This is a genomic window from Priestia sp. YIM B13551, from assembly GCF_042787905.1.
GTDB lineage: Bacteria > Bacillota > Bacilli > Bacillales > Bacillaceae_H > Priestia.
Window position 1 is genome coordinate 1 of sequence record NZ_JBHZOX010000013.1, and the last position, 16,563, is coordinate 16,563.

A 16,563-nucleotide genomic window follows, 5' to 3' on the forward strand; every position below is an offset into this window, starting at 1 on the left:
GATCACTCTTTTCTAATTGCCTTTTATTAGCTTACCACAAAAAGCGAAGGTGACATTATTTTATGTAAAACGAACATAAATTAGCTCACTTAACCTCATTTTATTTTTTAATTCGAATACTTCATCGATAAAAACAAACAAATTCCCCCGGGAATCAACAAATTGGATGAATCCCTTTTCTGTAATACATTGTCCCTTTTTGTAGGAAACTTAAATGATGAACAAATAGATGAATTAACACTTCTTTATCCTGAGGATGAAATACAAGTAAAATACAGACCGAAAAATTCAAAAAAACCCCAATCGTTAAGTAATGCATCTGCTGGACAGAAATCTTCAGCTATATTAACTTTTTTACTGTCCTATGGTGACACTCCTTTAATATTAGATCAACCTGAAGATGATTTAGATAATTCTTTAATATATGATCTTATTGTAGAAAGATTGAAGTCTTGCAAACATCAAAGACAATTAATTATTGTAACTCACAATGCTAATATACCTGTAAATGGTGATTCTGAATATATTATAGTAATGAATTCTGATATTAAAGAAATGAAGACTCTTGCTGCAGGTAGTCTAGAAAACTCAACCGTTAGAGATGAAATTTGTAAGGTAATGGAAGGCGGAGAAAACGCATTTAAGCTTAGAGCTCAACGCTATAATATTACTTACTAATTAAAAAAACAGTATTTTTAAAAATTGAAAATCCTTTGTTGTAATGATAGCAAAGGATTCTATTTATATCTAGTTAACATAATTCCCAATGTCGGCAATGGCATGCTAAAAAGCCCTTTTATTAAAGGCTTTTATAGTTTATAAATTATATTTTCTTGAATAATCATAAAATAACGGATTTGTAGAGCAATTGTGGGTTTTTCTACATTAGGTGTAAATGATAACGTTAGTTTTTATAAAGTATGTTTGATTTTACTTAACGATATAGTGGAAAGCAAAACTAAATATAATCGTTATTATGTAACTAGAAGTGGATACGATATACATCTTAAAACAAGAAAAAACCACCTGCACAGAAAGTGGTTTTTTAAGTGTATCAAAAGAAAAAAAGGATTTTCGCGTATGGAGTTGTTACGCTCCTATGTAGTTTGTTCAAAATTTAATTTCTTATTCAAACTTTTTCTTATGTCTTTAGGTATATGTTTAAGATGAAAAGGGCTTAAATTTTAAGATTTTCACATCTTGGATGAATACTCTTTCCTTTGTAGATATATCTAATTTAGCTAATTTTACAATTTTATCTGTATCCTCAACAGATTTTATCATGACAAAGCCATTAACTATTTTCTTCTTTTTTAATAATGAGTAGTCCACCTTAAACATTTGTAGTTTTTCTGGCTTGTTTTTTAACATTATAGTTACCTCTTTTTTAGTAATTCTCATATCATTCATTATACTTGGTCTAGTGTATATTTCTATAGGTGTTATGAAGGAGTATTTGTAACATTTATATATTAATGACTGTTTATTACAAATGGCATACTAGCATCCCTATCCCTTTACTAAAGTATTAATAAATAAAGATTACAAAAACATTAGTTGTTTAAAAATAAAAACTTTAAAAATATCTAAATATTTAATTCTGTATTTAAGAAATACTTTATTTCTCTCTTCACACCTTCTACTAAATTGCTTGCTCCAATTTCTATTAATAATTTACATAATTTTTCAATCTTTTCTATATCGTTTGTACAAATTGATAATCTAATTTTAGCTAGCAAAAGTAAATCGTAACGATGGACAGTTTTACATATATTAATACTTTTAAGTAAATACTCTGTTGCTTGCGCTTTTGAACCCTTTTGTAAAAATAGAAAAGAAAGATTAAGGTAGAAAGCATTTTTCAATTTCAGATAATGTGGATATTTATTTTCAATTGTTTTTAGTGTCTGGACTGTCATATTAAATGCTGTGTCTATTGGAAAAAAATAAAGGATGTTATTAATTAAAAATAGATCAATGATTAGCCATTCATCCAATTTTGATAGTTGATCCCACACTGGTTTCAAATCTTCATAAATAGTATCTAAATGATATCCTTTTTCGAAATTCTTAAGAGACTGTAAAACCACCAAGATGTTGCTTACTTTAATATCAAAAGTATGAGATAGGTAAACTTTACATTCATCAATAATTGTAGACATAGGTTCATCTTCAGTGGTTTCAGATAGATTCATAAAGTTATAAAGTATTTGCATTTTGGGGTCTAATCTATAATCGTTTTGAATATAAAAAAATTCATTAGTATTTAAATCTAGTCTTGTAATTAATTTTTGAGCGTTTGCAATAGTGGGAACTTGTTTTCCATTTTCTATTTTAGAAATTGATGTCCTTGAAACAATATTTGCAGCTAGGTATTCTTGACTAAGGCCTCGCGATTCTCTGATTTTTTTTAAAGTCCTTCCAAAGTCTTTATTACTCATAGTTGCACTCTCCATTTGTGAATATAGTTTACACTATAAAAAATTTTACCATATTAGCTATAAAATAACATTGTAAATAAAGTTACGTTTTAAGATTTAAAATTGTGACTTTAAAAACTATTAAAAGCGCAGAGGAAGGGTTAGTATGGAAGAATTAATTTGGATTATTGGTGGATAATAATTTACAAGTCATTGTTGTTTAACAAATAGCTTAATATTTTATAAAGAGGAGGTTCATATGAAAAGAATCTTAATTTTAGAGCCAAACGCAACGGGTGGTAAAAAAATTGTAAAAACGGCTCGTAAACTCGGTTACCAAATATTTGGAGTAACACAGAAAAATGTCTTTGAGAAGATGTATGAAAAACAATTCGCCGATCAATTTGAAGGTATTCATTTTACCGATTTTTCCAATGAAGAGAATAGCATCAATGACATTTGTGATTATGCTAAAAGACAAAAGATTGATGCAGTGTTAAGTGGATTTGAATTTATGTCTAACCTTACAGTAAAGGTTGCTAGTAATCTAAATTTACGAACACATGATTATAGGAAAGCTGATGCTTTAAGAAATAAAGGCTTAATGTATGAACATTTTGTTAAAAATAATGTTCCTACAGCAAAAACAATTATAGTGGAGTCTTTAGAACAACTACAAAGCATTAAATATGATATCACTTTTCCCCTTATCATAAAACCAGCTGATAATGGTGGCTCCTGCGGAGTTTTTAAAGTACAAGATTTTGATGAGTTAATTAATTGTTATAACCTAATAATTGATAATAGTATTGAATTCCCTCATGGGTTCCAACTAAGCCAACAGGTATTATTACAAGAGATACTAGATGGAAAAGAATTTAGCGTAGAAATAGCAATAATTGCTGGTCAACCACAAGTACTTTGCATCACTGATAAAATGACGACAGAAGGTACTTATTTTGCAGAACTAGGTCATACATTACCAACAATGGAATCACCTGAGAAGCAAAAAATGATAAACGAAGTAGCTCTTGAGTCAATTAAAGCATTGGGATTGCAAAATGGTGTAGCACATGCTGAACTAAAATTCACACAAGAGGGGCCAAAAATTATTGAAGTTGGCGCAAGATTACCAGGTGATTATATCCCCGAACTGTTAGAGCTTGCTTTGGGTATTGATGAAGCTGAAGTTTACTTAAAAGCTGCACTTGGTGAGCCTATGGATTTAATACCAGTAAAAAATAATTATGCTGCAATTAGGTTTATCCCCGTATCTAATAGTGGAAACTTCGAGCAATTAGTATTTATGGATCATATTAAAGATTATGAATTTACTTTCTCTCAATATGTAAAGAGTGGAGACATAGTGGCTCCTTCTCAAGATAATATTTCAAGAATTGGCCATATTATTTGTGCTGGTGATAGTTACAACGATGTTATTAGCAAGTGTTCAGAGATACTAGCTAATGTTCAGGTCAATATTTTAGAGGAAGTGATGTAGTATGAAAATAGCATTTATTCGCTCTGTCAGTTTACAGCAAGCAAACCCAACCTTAAGAGCTATTAAAGACTATGCTTTTCATGACAATATTGAACTGAAATTGTTCTATACAGATGGAGATTGTAACTCAGAATTATTCCCTGGGGATTTCGAAAAAGTAAGTGAAGATATTGGACCTGAAGAGCTATGTGAAAAGATTATTAAATGGGAAGCAGATGCTGTAATTTCAATTTCATTACCTGATAATAATGCTCATAGGGATTCATATTTAAAGGAATTATTAGAGGAGCAATTCAATATTCCAGTAATCATGCACCCTGTTAGTACCACAACATTACTAAGTAATAAGTGGGAAACTAATCAATGGTTAAAGAGAAATGGCTACAAAGTTCCAAAATCGATTTTAGTTTATGGAGATCTATTATCCAAAAGAACCGTAAAATACGTTGCTTATATTGATTTCATTATTTCTAAAGTTAAAAAACTAAAAAAACCTTATTTCCTAAAACCTCTTTGGGATTCAATGTCTACTGGAGTTTTAAAAATCAATGACATTAATGAACTAAAAAAGTATTTGTATGACACAAATATTAACTGTGATTTTGTTATTGAAGAACAGGTGAATGGTGGGCTATATGGTATGGAGGTTGTAGGTAACAATGGTAATTATTTTTGCCAACCTTTAGTAAAAAAATGTACTGGTATTACAGACAGTTTAGTGCCTTTTGATCATGTCAGATTTGGCCCATTTCCATTAAATAACGACGAAATCATTCAACTTGAGAACAAGTTAATTAAAATATGCAATGAATTAAAAATATGTGGATCTGTTGAATTTGAATTTATTCGAAATGAAAAGGAATTTTATATTATAGAAATTAATCCCAGAGTATCAGGAATGACAAATTTATCATCAGCTATTTCTGGATTAAATACTTATACTTGTCTCTTACAAATGGCTCAGGGTCGTGTATGCGATTCCGAGAAAAATCCAAGTTTTACACTGGAGTTGCCATTAGAAAATATGACTGTAGAAAAATTTGACGAGATATCAACTTTAACAGGAGTCCATAGCATTAATCATGTGGTTTATCATAATGGAACAGAGCAATATAAAATGTTATTTCAGGTAAATAATTTAGAAGAGGCTTGCCTTGAATTATCTGATATTAATAAATATTTCGAAAATATACCGAATTATGTGTTTGAAGAAATCAAACAAGAAAATTTAGTTAAGGAGAGAGAGTTAGTATGAAAATATATTTTGCAGGCTCAATTCGTGGGGGAAGACAGGATGTAGATCGTTATCAAGAACTTATATCTCTTTTAAAATCATATGGTGAAGTTTTAACAGAACATGTAGGTGATTATTCGTTATCAGTAGCAGGACAGCACCAGTTAGACGATCGTTACATTCATGATAGAGACCTGGAATGGCTTAATAGCTCAGATTTAATCGTTGCTGAAACTTCAGTTCCTAGCTTAGGTGTAGGTTATGAAATTGCACATGCTAATTTTGCAAATATCCCAGTTTTTGTACTTCATAGAAAAGGTACTAATCAAATATCAGCAATGATTAATGGATCAGAGAATATTGAAGTTCATGAATATAGCACGCTTGACGAGGCGAAAGCATTATTAAAAAACAGATTGGAGGAACAAAAAATTGGCTAAAAATGAAACCTTTGCATTAATTAATGTATTACAAAAGATTAATGAAAATGGATTAAAAGTTGTTACTAGGGGATTTGAACAAAAAGAAGTCTTATCAAATCTAGAGGTTATTGATAACCCCAATGAAAGGGTTATCGTACTCAAGCATAGAAATAATAATATTTTTGCATTAATTGCTGAAACTTTATGGGTATTAGGGGGAAGAGATGACTTAGATTTTTTACAGCACTATCTACCAAGAGCGTCTGAATTTTCTGATGATGGAAAAGTATGGCGCGCAGCTTATGGACCACGTTTACGGAATTGGTATGGAGTAGATCAATTTAAAGAAGTAGCTCGTTTAATCAATCAAGATGAAAATACCAAGAGAGCAGCAATGATTATTTATGATCCAGCTAAAGATTATATTGATACCAAGGATGTACCTTGTAACAATTGGTTACATTTTATGGCCCGGGATGGCAAGTTAAATCTCAACGTTTCAGTGCGTGCAAATGATGCAATTTGGGGATTTGGTGGAATCAATATGTTTGAATGGAGTGTACTTCATGAAATGATGTCTTTTTGGACTAATAAAGAAACGGGAAAACTTTCATGGTTCACGGGAACAATGCATGTATATTCTCGTCATTATCAAACATCTTCTAAAATTTTAGAATCATTTAAAGGTAAAACTTTGTATGATTTTGATTTCCATAGCCCTAAATTTAGTACACCATTAAATAGCTTTGACTCTTTAATGAAAAAGGTATTCAAATTAGAAAATCAGATGCGTAAAAATCTTAAATTAGATATTCTGGATGAAATTTATAAAATTAATGACGAATTAATCCAGCAATCTATGCTAATGCTATTAATTTATAATCTTTATAAAAATAATTGTTCTAAAAATACGTTGCGAGACCTAGTACATCAATTACCAAGTAGTGATTTTAAAATTGCAGCAATTGAGTATTTAACTCGCCGATTTAATGATAAAAGCTTATTCCTATTATCAGATAAAGAAAAAGAATTCTTCGACTATTATTGGTCAGAAGAACAAGAGAACAAAGTAGAAAGGGAACTCGGAGAGCTAGTGTATGCAAAATAGGAATATTAAATTATTTTTGTCGGCTGACCTTTGTTCTCAATTTGGAGCAGGAATGACAATTGCTGTTTTAAGTTGGTACGCACTGGATAAGAGTGGGTCGAATCAGCTTGTAGCTACTATTATTAATGCAAATGTGATCTCTGGAATACTAATGTCACTCTTTGCGGGCGTCATTGTCGATAACTTCTCTAAAAAGTTTATTACAATCTTGTCATATATCTTGAGAATACTATTTATAGCAGTACCCTTACTATTATTAACTGTTTATGGTTATAATAAATATTTTCTTTTATTAATTGCATTAAGTAATGGACTAGGGTGGAATTTATATTATCCTGCTTCAAAGGGACTGTTACAGGAAATTTCTACGAAAGAACAGTTGTTAAAATCAAACTCCGGAGCCGAAATTACAATGCAGGTTGGTTTATTTTCTTCTGGAGCAATAGCAGGATCATTATATAATATTTGTGGGTTTAAGATAATTTTAATAATGTCTATAATTACTTTTTTAGTATCGGCATTTTTGACAAGTTTATTAAAAACCAAAAAGAAAAAACAAGTTTCGAGAGATAATTTTAAAATAAAGGACTCTTATGTAGAAGGTATGAAATATTTTCAGCATCATGGTGCAATTTTCTTTTTAGGGTTAATATTATTCATACCTTTTATTGGCGCAAACGTTATTAATACAATTTTACCTGGATACGCAAGTATAGAATTAAATACGAATGCAGCAGTTTATGGCTTAATTGATATGGCATATGGTATAGGAGCATGTGTTGTAGGATTCACAATTATTGGACTGTCGAAAAGGTTTTCCATTAACATGATTGTTTCAATTGGTTTTATAATTGGAATTCTTACAGGGTTAGTTTTATTTACAAATACCTCTAAATTCTTTGCAGGTGTGCTATTCTTCATTTGCGGGCTTTGTGGACCTGGAATTCGTTCGTTAATATATTCGTTAATAATGAAAGTTGTTCCGAATGAGTTTTTAGGTAGAACTATGTCTTTATGGAATTTATTAAGTTTAATGATTCAAGTTGTTGCAACTTTTGCGATTGGAAAAATCATGGATATTATAAGTCCAGCATGGGGATTTTTAATATATTCCTTTATTCTCATTATTGGACTAGTTTTATTCTTTTCTATAGCAAGAAGCCTTAATAAATATATAGAAGTCGATACTGAACAATATAACAGAGTATCTAGTGGGAGTTGATATTTTTATATCACTCCCTTTTTTTATGTTAAATGATACAATTATTCATGGATATCGGGAGGGATAAATAATGCAATATACAACTAATGATTGTGTCATTAACTATGAAAGTTTTGGAGAAGGTACTCCGATATTATTCTTACATGGATATCGGCTGGATAAGGACTCACTTCAACTGTTTTTTGAATCAAAAATGAATAGCCCTATTTTTGATACCTTTAAACGAATATACATTGACTTACCTGGAATGGGAGACAGTACTGTAAGTAGAGCTATCACAAACTCATCTCACGTGTTGGAATGTCTAAATAAATTTGTACAACATTTTATTGGAAATAAAAAATTTCTTGTAGTGGGTCAATCATATGGAGGGTATTTGGCACAAGGATTATTAAAGATTAGATCTGAACAAATTGAAGGTGTTTTTTTGATGTGCCCTGTGGTAAAAGCAAATTTTACTGAACGAACACTACCTACACAATCAAATCATATTATTTCTGGGTTTGAACAGCTTCCTAAAGATCAACATTTTGAAGACTTTTTGAATAATAATATCAAAATTAATCCTGAAAATTGGTATAGATTTAATAATGAAATTATAAAGGGGTTGCAAAAAGGTAACGATTCTTTTCTTAACGACTTAGGAGACAAGGGGTATAAATTTAACTTTGAACAAGAACTGTTTGAGCTCGCCTTTGAACAACCTACATATGTAGTAGCTGGAAAACAAGATAAAGTAGTAGGATTTTCTGATATGCTTTTCTTCTTGCATCAATATACCAACTGCCATTTGCATGTTCTTAATAACGCCGGTCACAATATACAAATTGACCAATCAAGTATGGTAATCCAGCTTTTTTATCACTTTTTAGAAGAAGTAAAAATTTGTAACCGTTCTAAATCTTTTGACTGACAAAACAAATTCAGTACTGATTATATAATCAGTCGTGTTGATCTCTAGATAAAAACCTTTATCTAATTCTTGATAGAAATATGGAAGGCTTCTGGTGCAAAGGTGGAAATCTAATGAAGGAGGACTGAAATCAGTCCTCCTGTATGTGTTTCTCTCCCTATTATTCCATTAAAAACGTTCGTAAAAGTGTATGATTTTCACAAGACGTTCGTAATTTAATTTTAAACTTAAACGGACTATAAAAATGATAGATTTTCTATTCAAAAGAAAAGTCCGCAAACGTATACCTTTTGGGACTGTTTATAATGGACAGTTCTTTCCATATACGAACTATTTTATTTTTTAAGGTAACTAAATTTTTTATAAAACTCTTGAGCTAGAGCGTGCTCTAGGTATTATACTTAGAAATATCTTAAGAATAGAAAGGGTTGATCAGACATGTTAAATGTTGAAGAGAAGGTAGTTATTTTAACTGGAGCATCAAGTGGAATCGGTGAAGCAACTGCTAAAGTACTTGCTAATCAAGGAGCTAAAGTTGTACTATCAGCAAGACGTGAGGAAAGATTACGAAAACTCAAGTTAGAAATTGAAAACCAAGGTGGTACAGTTGAATATAAAGTAACAGACGTTACTTCTCGACAAGAGGTAGAAGAGCTTGCAAGTTTTACTTTAGATACTTTCGGAAAAATTGACGTTCTGATCAACAATGCCGGTTTCATGCCTCTTTCTTACTTACATGAAAAGAGAGTAACTGAATGGGAACAAATGATTGATGTAAATGTAAAAGGTGTCCTTTATGGCATTGCTGCGACTCTCCCCCATATGAGAAGCAGAAAACAAGGACATATTATTAATGTTTCTTCTGTTGCAGGACACATAGCTTTTCCGTCAAGTGCTGTCTATTCAGGTACGAAATTTGCTGTAAGGGCTATTACTGAAGGACTGCGACAAGAAGAAGTAGAAAATAATATTCGTACAACAATTATTTCACCTGGGGCAGTAGATACAGAATTGGTAAATTGCATTCCTAATCAAGAAATTAAAAAAGGTATTGAAGAACAAATTATGGAATTTGGACTTCCTGCGGAGGCGATTGCTAATTCGATTTTATATGCAATTTCTCAACCAGATAATATAGCTGTCAATGAAATAATTGTAAGACCAACTAAACAAGAAATATAATAAAAAAAGATATTGATATTTGTGGCTCACTTTTTCTGTAAGTGGGCCTTTAATTGCAAAAAATTTAATAGTTAATTGACTTAATAATGATTTAAAAATTTGAACAAGCCAACCATTTTAAATCGATCATACCCTCCAGATAATGATGGAATAAATACTAAAGAGACAGGAGGTATTAGCTATGAGCTACACAATTAGTCAAGTATCAGACCAAACAGGCTTATCAATTCATACTTTACGTTATTATGAAAAAGAAGGTATTACTCCGATTATTAATCGGAGTGAAAGTGGCAGGCGTATTTATGAAACTGAAGATATTGAATGGCTTAAATATATTTGCTGTTTTCGAGCTACGGGTATGACTATTGCTGATCTAAAGGAATTTGTGGCCCTCGTAATGCAGGGTGAAGAAACAATTGAACAACGCATATCAATGCTTAAAAAACAAAGTGAATATATACAGTCAAACATAAATCAATTGATATCTTACCAAGCAATGATTGACCATAAAATTAATTGGTATAGTAATGAAATAGGTCATAGTAAAGTCTGTTCTAGAGAAGAAAGCATTGAGAATCGACTGAATTCAGAGTGGAAATATTGATTGAAATTAGAGTTTTTCTACTTTTATCCTTCTGAAGAAATTATTACTTTGTTATAAATATTGATATTACAACATTCTTCTAATTATCCCTTCCCACTCTATTTAAATAGCAATTCGCCACTCGAATTGTAAGGGGTTTTTTATATTTTTTTGTTAGAAAAAACATTAGCTTGAAGGCTAAAAAATCATCCTAGAGGTGATTAATCTCATTAACAAAATAAAAAGCCACCCAGTATTTGCAGGACAGGTGGCTTTTTACTATAAAATGCATGTGCAGATACATAATATCACATTTTTGCCATATGGACTATATTTTTCCGTACGAGCATATGTATAAAAGGTGAGCTTTTTATACATCTTTAGGTTATTCATTACGCTAAGAAAAGCTGTCATATCAACGATGTATAAAAAGGGTTCCGGAAAGAGACATTATGTAAACTTAACTATAATAAATTGGGATTAATAAAAATAAAAAATCTTAAAAGGCATATCCATTAATACGCATGCCTTTTAGACTCTCTGATAGATTGAAAAAGATCCATATTTAATTTGCGAATAGGGATCTTTTTCAATGATTATTTTTTTAACTCAGGAATTGGAGGAATTTGATCCAATTCTTTGAATTCAGCAAGATTTAGCTTAAAACGTTTATCATATTTTTCTGGGTCAGTTATATTAGGACCTTCTGTATTTCTCCATGATAAGGTGCAAGTCTCACAAATATATACTTCCCAAGCGTCATCCACTGGAGCTTTTGTTAATAGACTTACTTTTTCAAATTCACATCTAGGACATTTCATTATTTATTTCCTCCTTCTTTAACTAAATCGCGAAGAATTTTTGACCATTCCTCTGCTTTTTCTGGAACAGCTAGTAATTCGGTATCTCGAGCAAAGTCAGGTGCAACTGGAGTTGTAGCATCAATAATTAATTTTGTATGCATACCAGCAGGCTCAGAAGACGGATCTAGTGGCATACCAGGTGCATATGGAACCTTGAAAACATCTTTATCTGGACGAACTCGTGTTGTTAAAGCCCACATAACTTGTTCTAAGTTAAATGGATCAACAAATTCGTCTACGATGATTACAATCTTTGTATAAGGCATTCCATGAGGAGTAGATAATAATCTCATAGCAACTGCCTTTCCATATCCACCAAAACGAGATTTCGTCGAAACGATGGTTCCAATACCATGTGTATACATTGCATTTACAGCTTCAACTTCTGGGAAATCACGTTTTAATTGTTTGTATAATGGTAGGCTTGTATTTAATGCCATTAAGTAGTCAATTTCAGTCCATGGCATTCCTAAGTATAAATTTTCAAAGATAGGGTTTTGGCGATGAGTAATTTTAGTGATTTTAACAATTGGTTGTAAGCGAGCACCTGAATAACTACCTGGGAACTCACCGAACGGTCCTTCAATTTCTCTTTCACGAGGCATGATATAACCTTCTAATACAATTTCACTGCGTGAAGGGATATCTAAATTACCATTTTCACTTTTTGTTAATTCAATCGGCTCACCTTTTAGAGCTCCAGCAAAATCATATTCAGATTGAGCATATTCAATTGGCGTACTAGCCATAAAACTTAATACAGGATCGTTACCTAAGCAAATAGCAATTGGTAGTGGTTCATTTTTTTCTTCAGCATGTTTCAGATGAACAGCAATATCGTGGAACGGAAGTGGTTGAATACCTACTTTATCTTTACCTTTAACTTGAATACGATATGTACCAGCATTTTGTTCTTCATAACTATCTGGTTTATTTGGATCTTTACTTACAATTAAAGCTTTTGAGAGATAAAATCCAGCATCAAATTCATTAATGCGGAATAATGGTAGAACATCAAATAAATTAATATCGTCTTCGATTACAACTTCTTTAACCGGCGCATCCTTTTCATCAACCCAAACTGGTTTAATAGGATATCTATCCCAAATTTTTTCTAGCTCAAAGAATTGGTCTTTAACTGGTGTGTCCTTTGGCATGTTAAGCATTAAAGCATGATTCTGCCATGACCCATGAACATTTAAAACAACTGGTGTTTTATACCCTTTTATTTTTTCTACAAGAACTGCGGGTGCATTCTCCATGTCTGGAGCAGATCTTCCAATCGCACTTAAATCTGGTTCAGGCATAACCTCTTCTTTAATACGGACTAATTGATTCTCTGATTCAAGTAAATCTAAAAATTCTCTTAAATCTCTGTAAGCCATTAAGTATTCCTCCTACGTTGCATTATCTAATTTAACTTGCTTGTTTGCCTTACAACTACGAGTATACTCTTTCATTTTTAATATTTGAAATATCTATTATGTATTTATTATATACCCTAAAGGTATAATATTAGATGCTACAGTTAATGAGAAAAACACTTTCTTGTTTTATAAAGGTAATTGAAGAAAGAAAACATTATAAAAGTGTCAGAAACTTTTTCATACTGCTCTTATTAGGAATTTAATAAAAAAGACAACTTATAAAAGCTGCCTTTTTTGATCATTATGGTTTCTTTTCCTTAAATTCTCCTCATACTCTTGTTTGTCAAAAACTCTTGAAGCTTGTTGACAAGTCCTCCATGTCCAAATCGAAGAGAATGATGTTGATTTCGATTCATTTTACAGCTAGTGACAAAGGTCAAAAATTCAACAATACAACGCCTTCTAGATAATATATCTCGTTTATTAGATTCATAAAACCATAAGTCAATAGTGTTATAAATTCCTTTGTTAATGCCATAAAGGGATTGACACCATTTAAAGAATTCAGAATCTGGTAAATGAATTTTATCAGGATTTATAGTAATAACATACTTAGCTCCATCGCATTTTTGAGAATCTGACTTTAGCATATCTTTTATCCTCCCTAATTTGTTTCTCTCTTATTTTTAAAAAAGGCTTATATTCTAGCATATGACCATATAAATTATCTTCAAAATCAAGCAGATTCCTTCCTAGAATTCCTTCCGTTCTTTCTGTATTTCTCATATTCTACTTCATTCATTCTTCTCACCTTTCTAAATTATCCTTCTCTTTAGTTAATTATTTAATGAACATATTTATATACAGATAAAAAAGGCTAGTCTCTTCATTCAACGACTAACCTTTTCCATATATTAATTTAAGATTTTTTTATTTTTCTCTTTTTTTATGCCATCCCATCTTTTTGCTTCTGGTAGATGAATGTCGAACTGATCTAATGCTCTGTATATAATGTGGTTAATTAAATCATCAATATTTTCAGGATGATTATAAAAAGCAGGCATCGGAGGGAAAATCATTGTTCCCATACGTGATAACGCCAACATATTTTCAAGGTGAATATCATTAAGAGGTGTCTCGCGTGTCAACAATAACAGTTTTTTTCGTTCTTTTAAAATTACATCAGCTGCACGTGTCACAAGGTTATCTGCTAATCCCATACGAATAGAAGCTAATGTTTTCATACTACAAGGAGCGACAATCATGCCATCCACTTGGAAGGATCCACTAGAAATTTTGGCTCCTAAATCTTTATAAGAATATGTGTAATCGGCTAATTCTTCCACTTCCTTCGCTGTATAAGGGGTTTCTACTTGAATTGTCGCAGCTGCCCATGAGGACATCACTAAATGAGTTTCTATTTCCGTCTCTTTAAGAAGTTCTAAAAGGCGAATACCAAAAATAGCCCCCGTTGCTCCAGACATTCCTATGATTATTTTCATTTGTATTTCTCCTTTTTTCTATTATCCTTAGTCTAATGTTACCTCTAGAAATGATTATACTCTTCAGTGTATTATATTGATAATATCTATATTGTTTATATATAATACTTTAAAGGTATAATTATTTCTGGAGGGTAAACATGGACATTAAGCAGTTACGCTATTTTATAGCTATTGCAGAACAAGGAACTATTTCTAAAGCCGCAGAACATCTACATATGGCACAACCACCACTTAGTCGACAATTGAAAATGATGGAAGATGAATTAGGTGTTGTCTTATTTGATAGAAATAAAAAGAAAAAAGTAACCCTAACTGATCAAGGAGAATTGTTTCTGAAAAAAGCAAAAAAATTATTACATGGAATGGAAGAGGCAATACTAGAAGTTAAAGAATTCAGTGAGGAGATAAGTGGAACACTCTCAGTGGGATCCACGATTTATTGTGCCCCTATTTTACTTTCTAATTTAAAGGAATTTCGGCAGAAATACTCACATATCAAATTTAACATTTGGGAAGGTGACTCTACTCATTTGATGAACTTATTGAAGAATCGTCAGATTGATATTGCTATTACAGGCGGACCATTTTCTCAAAAAGATATTGAGATGAAAAAATTGGAGGTTGATCCATGTGTATTAGTTGTACCTAATGATTACAACTTAGCCGAAAAGGTCATAAGCATCCAGAAGATTTCTGAGATTCCTCTGTTACTATTACGCCCTACAGAAGGAACTGGGTTATTTGATCAAATCATTAACGTATTCCAAAAGTTGAATTTAACTCCCAATATCCTATGTGAGTGTCATGACTCTGCAATGTTGTTAAATTTAGTAGAAATGGGATTTGGAGCAACAATATTACCATTATCTATGATAAATCAAAAATTAATGAAAGAATTTAAAATCATTTCAATTCAAGATAATCCATGGATATCAGAACCAGCCTTAGTTTGGAGAGCAAATAGTTACTTGTCAGCTTCTACAAGAGAATTTCTACGGCTTTTTAACAATTAGTTGCAACTCTTTTTTATTATCCATATTGTTCACTTGTAAAAAACAAAATTTCAAGCTATAAATATTGAAAATATAGTTTTTACATTCATATACATACAAGGCTAAAAATGAATTTTGTAATCCCCTCTATTTAGATAGCAACCTACCTTTTTCTTTTATTTCGATGTTCATTTTTCTAAAAAGGTATACTTTTACGGACAAGATGCTTAAATCTATTACAAGATGTTAAAGTATTTATTATCGTTAACAAAATAAAAAGCTGCCTCGGAGCGTCAGGAGAGGCAGCTTTTTATAAAACAAGATATGAAATGTGTGTGTTTTAGCAAATTAATTATAACATATTTTCTTCATGAAAGCGATTTATTAAATGAAGAAGCATATCATCTAGGTCTTTCAATTGTAGAAGTAAAGGAATTTATATATTCAAAGCAAAAAGAGTCTGTTTCTAAATGATTCAGGCTCTTTTTGCTTCTGGTAATGTTGATAAGCAAGAAAATGGTTTTCTACTTTAAAATATAAGACTGTTTTAGTTCAATGCCTAAAACTCTTTATTCATTGAACGTTGTGAAGATTAAACAAGTCCATATTATAAATAAAAAACTCACTTCTTAAAAGTGAGTCTAAAAGGGGGTTAAACTTATGAAAAAATGTCAGTATGCTTTTCACAAGATTTAATTTAACAATTAATAATGAAAATATGATGAAATGATATATAAAGTCTATAAGGGCTTTGATTTTTGACACCTATAAGGTGCTATTCGTATCTTATTATTATTTCCTATAACGCTTATTATGTTAACTGATGTTGTATATCTTATACATAATATTTAAAAGTAAAATAAGACGTATTATGTTAAAATATAACTATATTTACTTTTTTTATTATTGGTGGTGAAATAGATGGATAATCGAAGCTTAGGATTACTTCTAGTAAGTACAGGAACAATCTTTTTAATTTTAACTTTAACATTACATATAGCTGGATTATTATATGGTGTTATCTTAGGTAGCAGCATATTATTAAATGTTTTAGGTTCAGGCATCCTTATGAAATTTGTAGCTGATCAAAAGCTTGCTAACTTGTAGAGACCTTATAAATCAAGGTCTCTTTTTTATTCCTAGAATGGTGATTATGGTAACTAAAAATGAATAACCACTACTTCACAGTTCAATTGTGGCTAATTCATCTTATATCTGAAGGTTCCTGCATACTCGTGACGGGAGCTCTTG

Annotated in this window: 16 protein-coding genes and 1 pseudogene; 11 read left to right on the forward strand and 6 right to left on the reverse strand. The window is 31.2% G+C overall.

Annotation, left to right across the window (positions count from 1 at the left end; translation table 11 throughout):
• Window positions 1-171: 171 nt before the first annotated feature.
• Window positions 172-678, forward strand: a pseudogene (locus ACFX4N_RS28110) (AAA family ATPase); the annotation flags it as partial.
• Window positions 679-1,161: 483 nt separating this feature from the next.
• On the opposite strand, the gene ACFX4N_RS28115 reads toward ACFX4N_RS28110, so the two are convergent.
• Both ACFX4N_RS28115 and ACFX4N_RS28120 read right to left on the reverse strand, forming a co-directional pair.
• The gene (locus ACFX4N_RS28115; protein ID WP_192100845.1) at window positions 1,162-1,371 is read right to left on the reverse strand and encodes a hypothetical protein; all 210 of its coding nucleotides are present in this window, start codon (window positions 1,369-1,371) and stop codon (window positions 1,162-1,164) included.
• A gap of 215 nt (window positions 1,372-1,586) precedes the next feature.
• On the reverse strand, window positions 1,587-2,441 hold the full coding sequence (locus ACFX4N_RS28120) for a helix-turn-helix domain-containing protein (RefSeq protein ID WP_192100844.1): 855 nt from the start codon (window positions 2,439-2,441) through the stop codon (window positions 1,587-1,589).
• A gap of 238 nt (window positions 2,442-2,679) precedes the next feature.
• Here ACFX4N_RS28120 and ACFX4N_RS28125 point away from each other — a divergent pair, with 238 nt between their 5' ends.
• The 8 genes from ACFX4N_RS28125 (at window position 2,680) to ACFX4N_RS28160 (ending at window position 10,606) form a co-directional block, all read left to right on the forward strand.
• The gene (locus tag ACFX4N_RS28125) at window positions 2,680-3,921 is read left to right on the forward strand and encodes an ATP-grasp domain-containing protein (RefSeq protein WP_192100843.1); all 1,242 of its coding nucleotides are present in this window, start codon (window positions 2,680-2,682) and stop codon (window positions 3,919-3,921) included.
• A gap of 1 nt (window position 3,922) precedes the next feature.
• Entirely contained in the window at window positions 3,923-5,176 is a 1,254-nt protein-coding gene (locus tag ACFX4N_RS28130; RefSeq protein ID WP_377263517.1) for an ATP-grasp domain-containing protein, read from the forward strand.
• Window positions 5,173-5,595, forward strand: a complete 423-nt coding sequence (locus ACFX4N_RS28135; RefSeq protein WP_053487925.1) for a nucleoside 2-deoxyribosyltransferase — start codon at window positions 5,173-5,175, stop codon at window positions 5,593-5,595. The genes ACFX4N_RS28130 and ACFX4N_RS28135 overlap by 4 nt, the downstream gene beginning before the upstream one ends.
• Window positions 5,588-6,685, forward strand: coding sequence for a thymidylate synthase (locus tag ACFX4N_RS28140; RefSeq protein ID WP_192100841.1), 1,098 nt, complete (start codon window positions 5,588-5,590; stop codon window positions 6,683-6,685). The genes ACFX4N_RS28135 and ACFX4N_RS28140 overlap by 8 nt, the downstream gene beginning before the upstream one ends.
• Complete coding sequence (locus tag ACFX4N_RS28145; RefSeq protein WP_053487923.1) at window positions 6,675-7,907, forward strand: MFS transporter; 1,233 nt, start codon at window positions 6,675-6,677, stop codon at window positions 7,905-7,907. The genes ACFX4N_RS28140 and ACFX4N_RS28145 overlap by 11 nt, the downstream gene beginning before the upstream one ends.
• Before the next feature lie 70 nt (window positions 7,908-7,977).
• Window positions 7,978-8,820, forward strand: coding sequence for an alpha/beta fold hydrolase (locus tag ACFX4N_RS28150; RefSeq protein WP_192100840.1), 843 nt, complete (start codon window positions 7,978-7,980; stop codon window positions 8,818-8,820).
• A 438-nt stretch (window positions 8,821-9,258) separates the two neighbouring features.
• The gene (locus ACFX4N_RS28155) at window positions 9,259-10,002 is read left to right on the forward strand and encodes an SDR family oxidoreductase (RefSeq protein ID WP_192100839.1); all 744 of its coding nucleotides are present in this window, start codon (window positions 9,259-9,261) and stop codon (window positions 10,000-10,002) included.
• Window positions 10,003-10,183: 181 nt separating this feature from the next.
• Window positions 10,184-10,606: a MerR family transcriptional regulator gene (locus ACFX4N_RS28160; protein WP_192100838.1), complete on the forward strand. Its 423-nt coding sequence runs from the start codon at window positions 10,184-10,186 to the stop codon at window positions 10,604-10,606.
• A gap of 575 nt (window positions 10,607-11,181) precedes the next feature.
• Here ACFX4N_RS28160 and ACFX4N_RS28165 read toward each other — a convergent pair.
• From ACFX4N_RS28165 to ACFX4N_RS28180, 4 genes are all read right to left on the reverse strand, one after another.
• Window positions 11,182-11,406 (reverse strand): non-oxidative hydroxyarylic acid decarboxylases subunit D, encoded by a 225-nt coding sequence (locus ACFX4N_RS28165; protein WP_192100837.1) that lies wholly within the window; start codon window positions 11,404-11,406, stop codon window positions 11,182-11,184.
• Window positions 11,406-12,833, reverse strand: coding sequence for a non-oxidative hydroxyarylic acid decarboxylases subunit C (locus ACFX4N_RS28170; protein WP_053488322.1), 1,428 nt, complete (start codon window positions 12,831-12,833; stop codon window positions 11,406-11,408). Before ACFX4N_RS28170 ends, ACFX4N_RS28165 begins: the two co-directional genes overlap by 1 nt.
• A 299-nt stretch (window positions 12,834-13,132) precedes the next feature.
• Entirely contained in the window at window positions 13,133-13,465 is a 333-nt protein-coding gene (locus tag ACFX4N_RS28175; RefSeq protein WP_192100836.1) for a hypothetical protein, read from the reverse strand.
• Window positions 13,466-13,729: 264 nt separating this feature from the next.
• Window positions 13,730-14,317 (reverse strand): non-oxidative hydroxyarylic acid decarboxylases subunit B, encoded by a 588-nt coding sequence (locus tag ACFX4N_RS28180; protein WP_053488324.1) that lies wholly within the window; start codon window positions 14,315-14,317, stop codon window positions 13,730-13,732.
• Window positions 14,318-14,457: 140 nt separating this feature from the next.
• Here ACFX4N_RS28180 and ACFX4N_RS28185 point away from each other — a divergent pair, with 140 nt between their 5' ends.
• Together ACFX4N_RS28185 and ACFX4N_RS28190 are read left to right on the forward strand one after the other, a co-directional pair.
• On the forward strand, window positions 14,458-15,333 hold the full coding sequence (locus tag ACFX4N_RS28185; protein WP_192100835.1) for a LysR family transcriptional regulator: 876 nt from the start codon (window positions 14,458-14,460) through the stop codon (window positions 15,331-15,333).
• 900 nt (window positions 15,334-16,233) lie between these two features.
• Entirely contained in the window at window positions 16,234-16,419 is a 186-nt protein-coding gene (locus ACFX4N_RS28190; RefSeq protein ID WP_098325608.1) for a hypothetical protein, read from the forward strand.
• Window positions 16,420-16,563 lie beyond the last annotated feature (144 nt).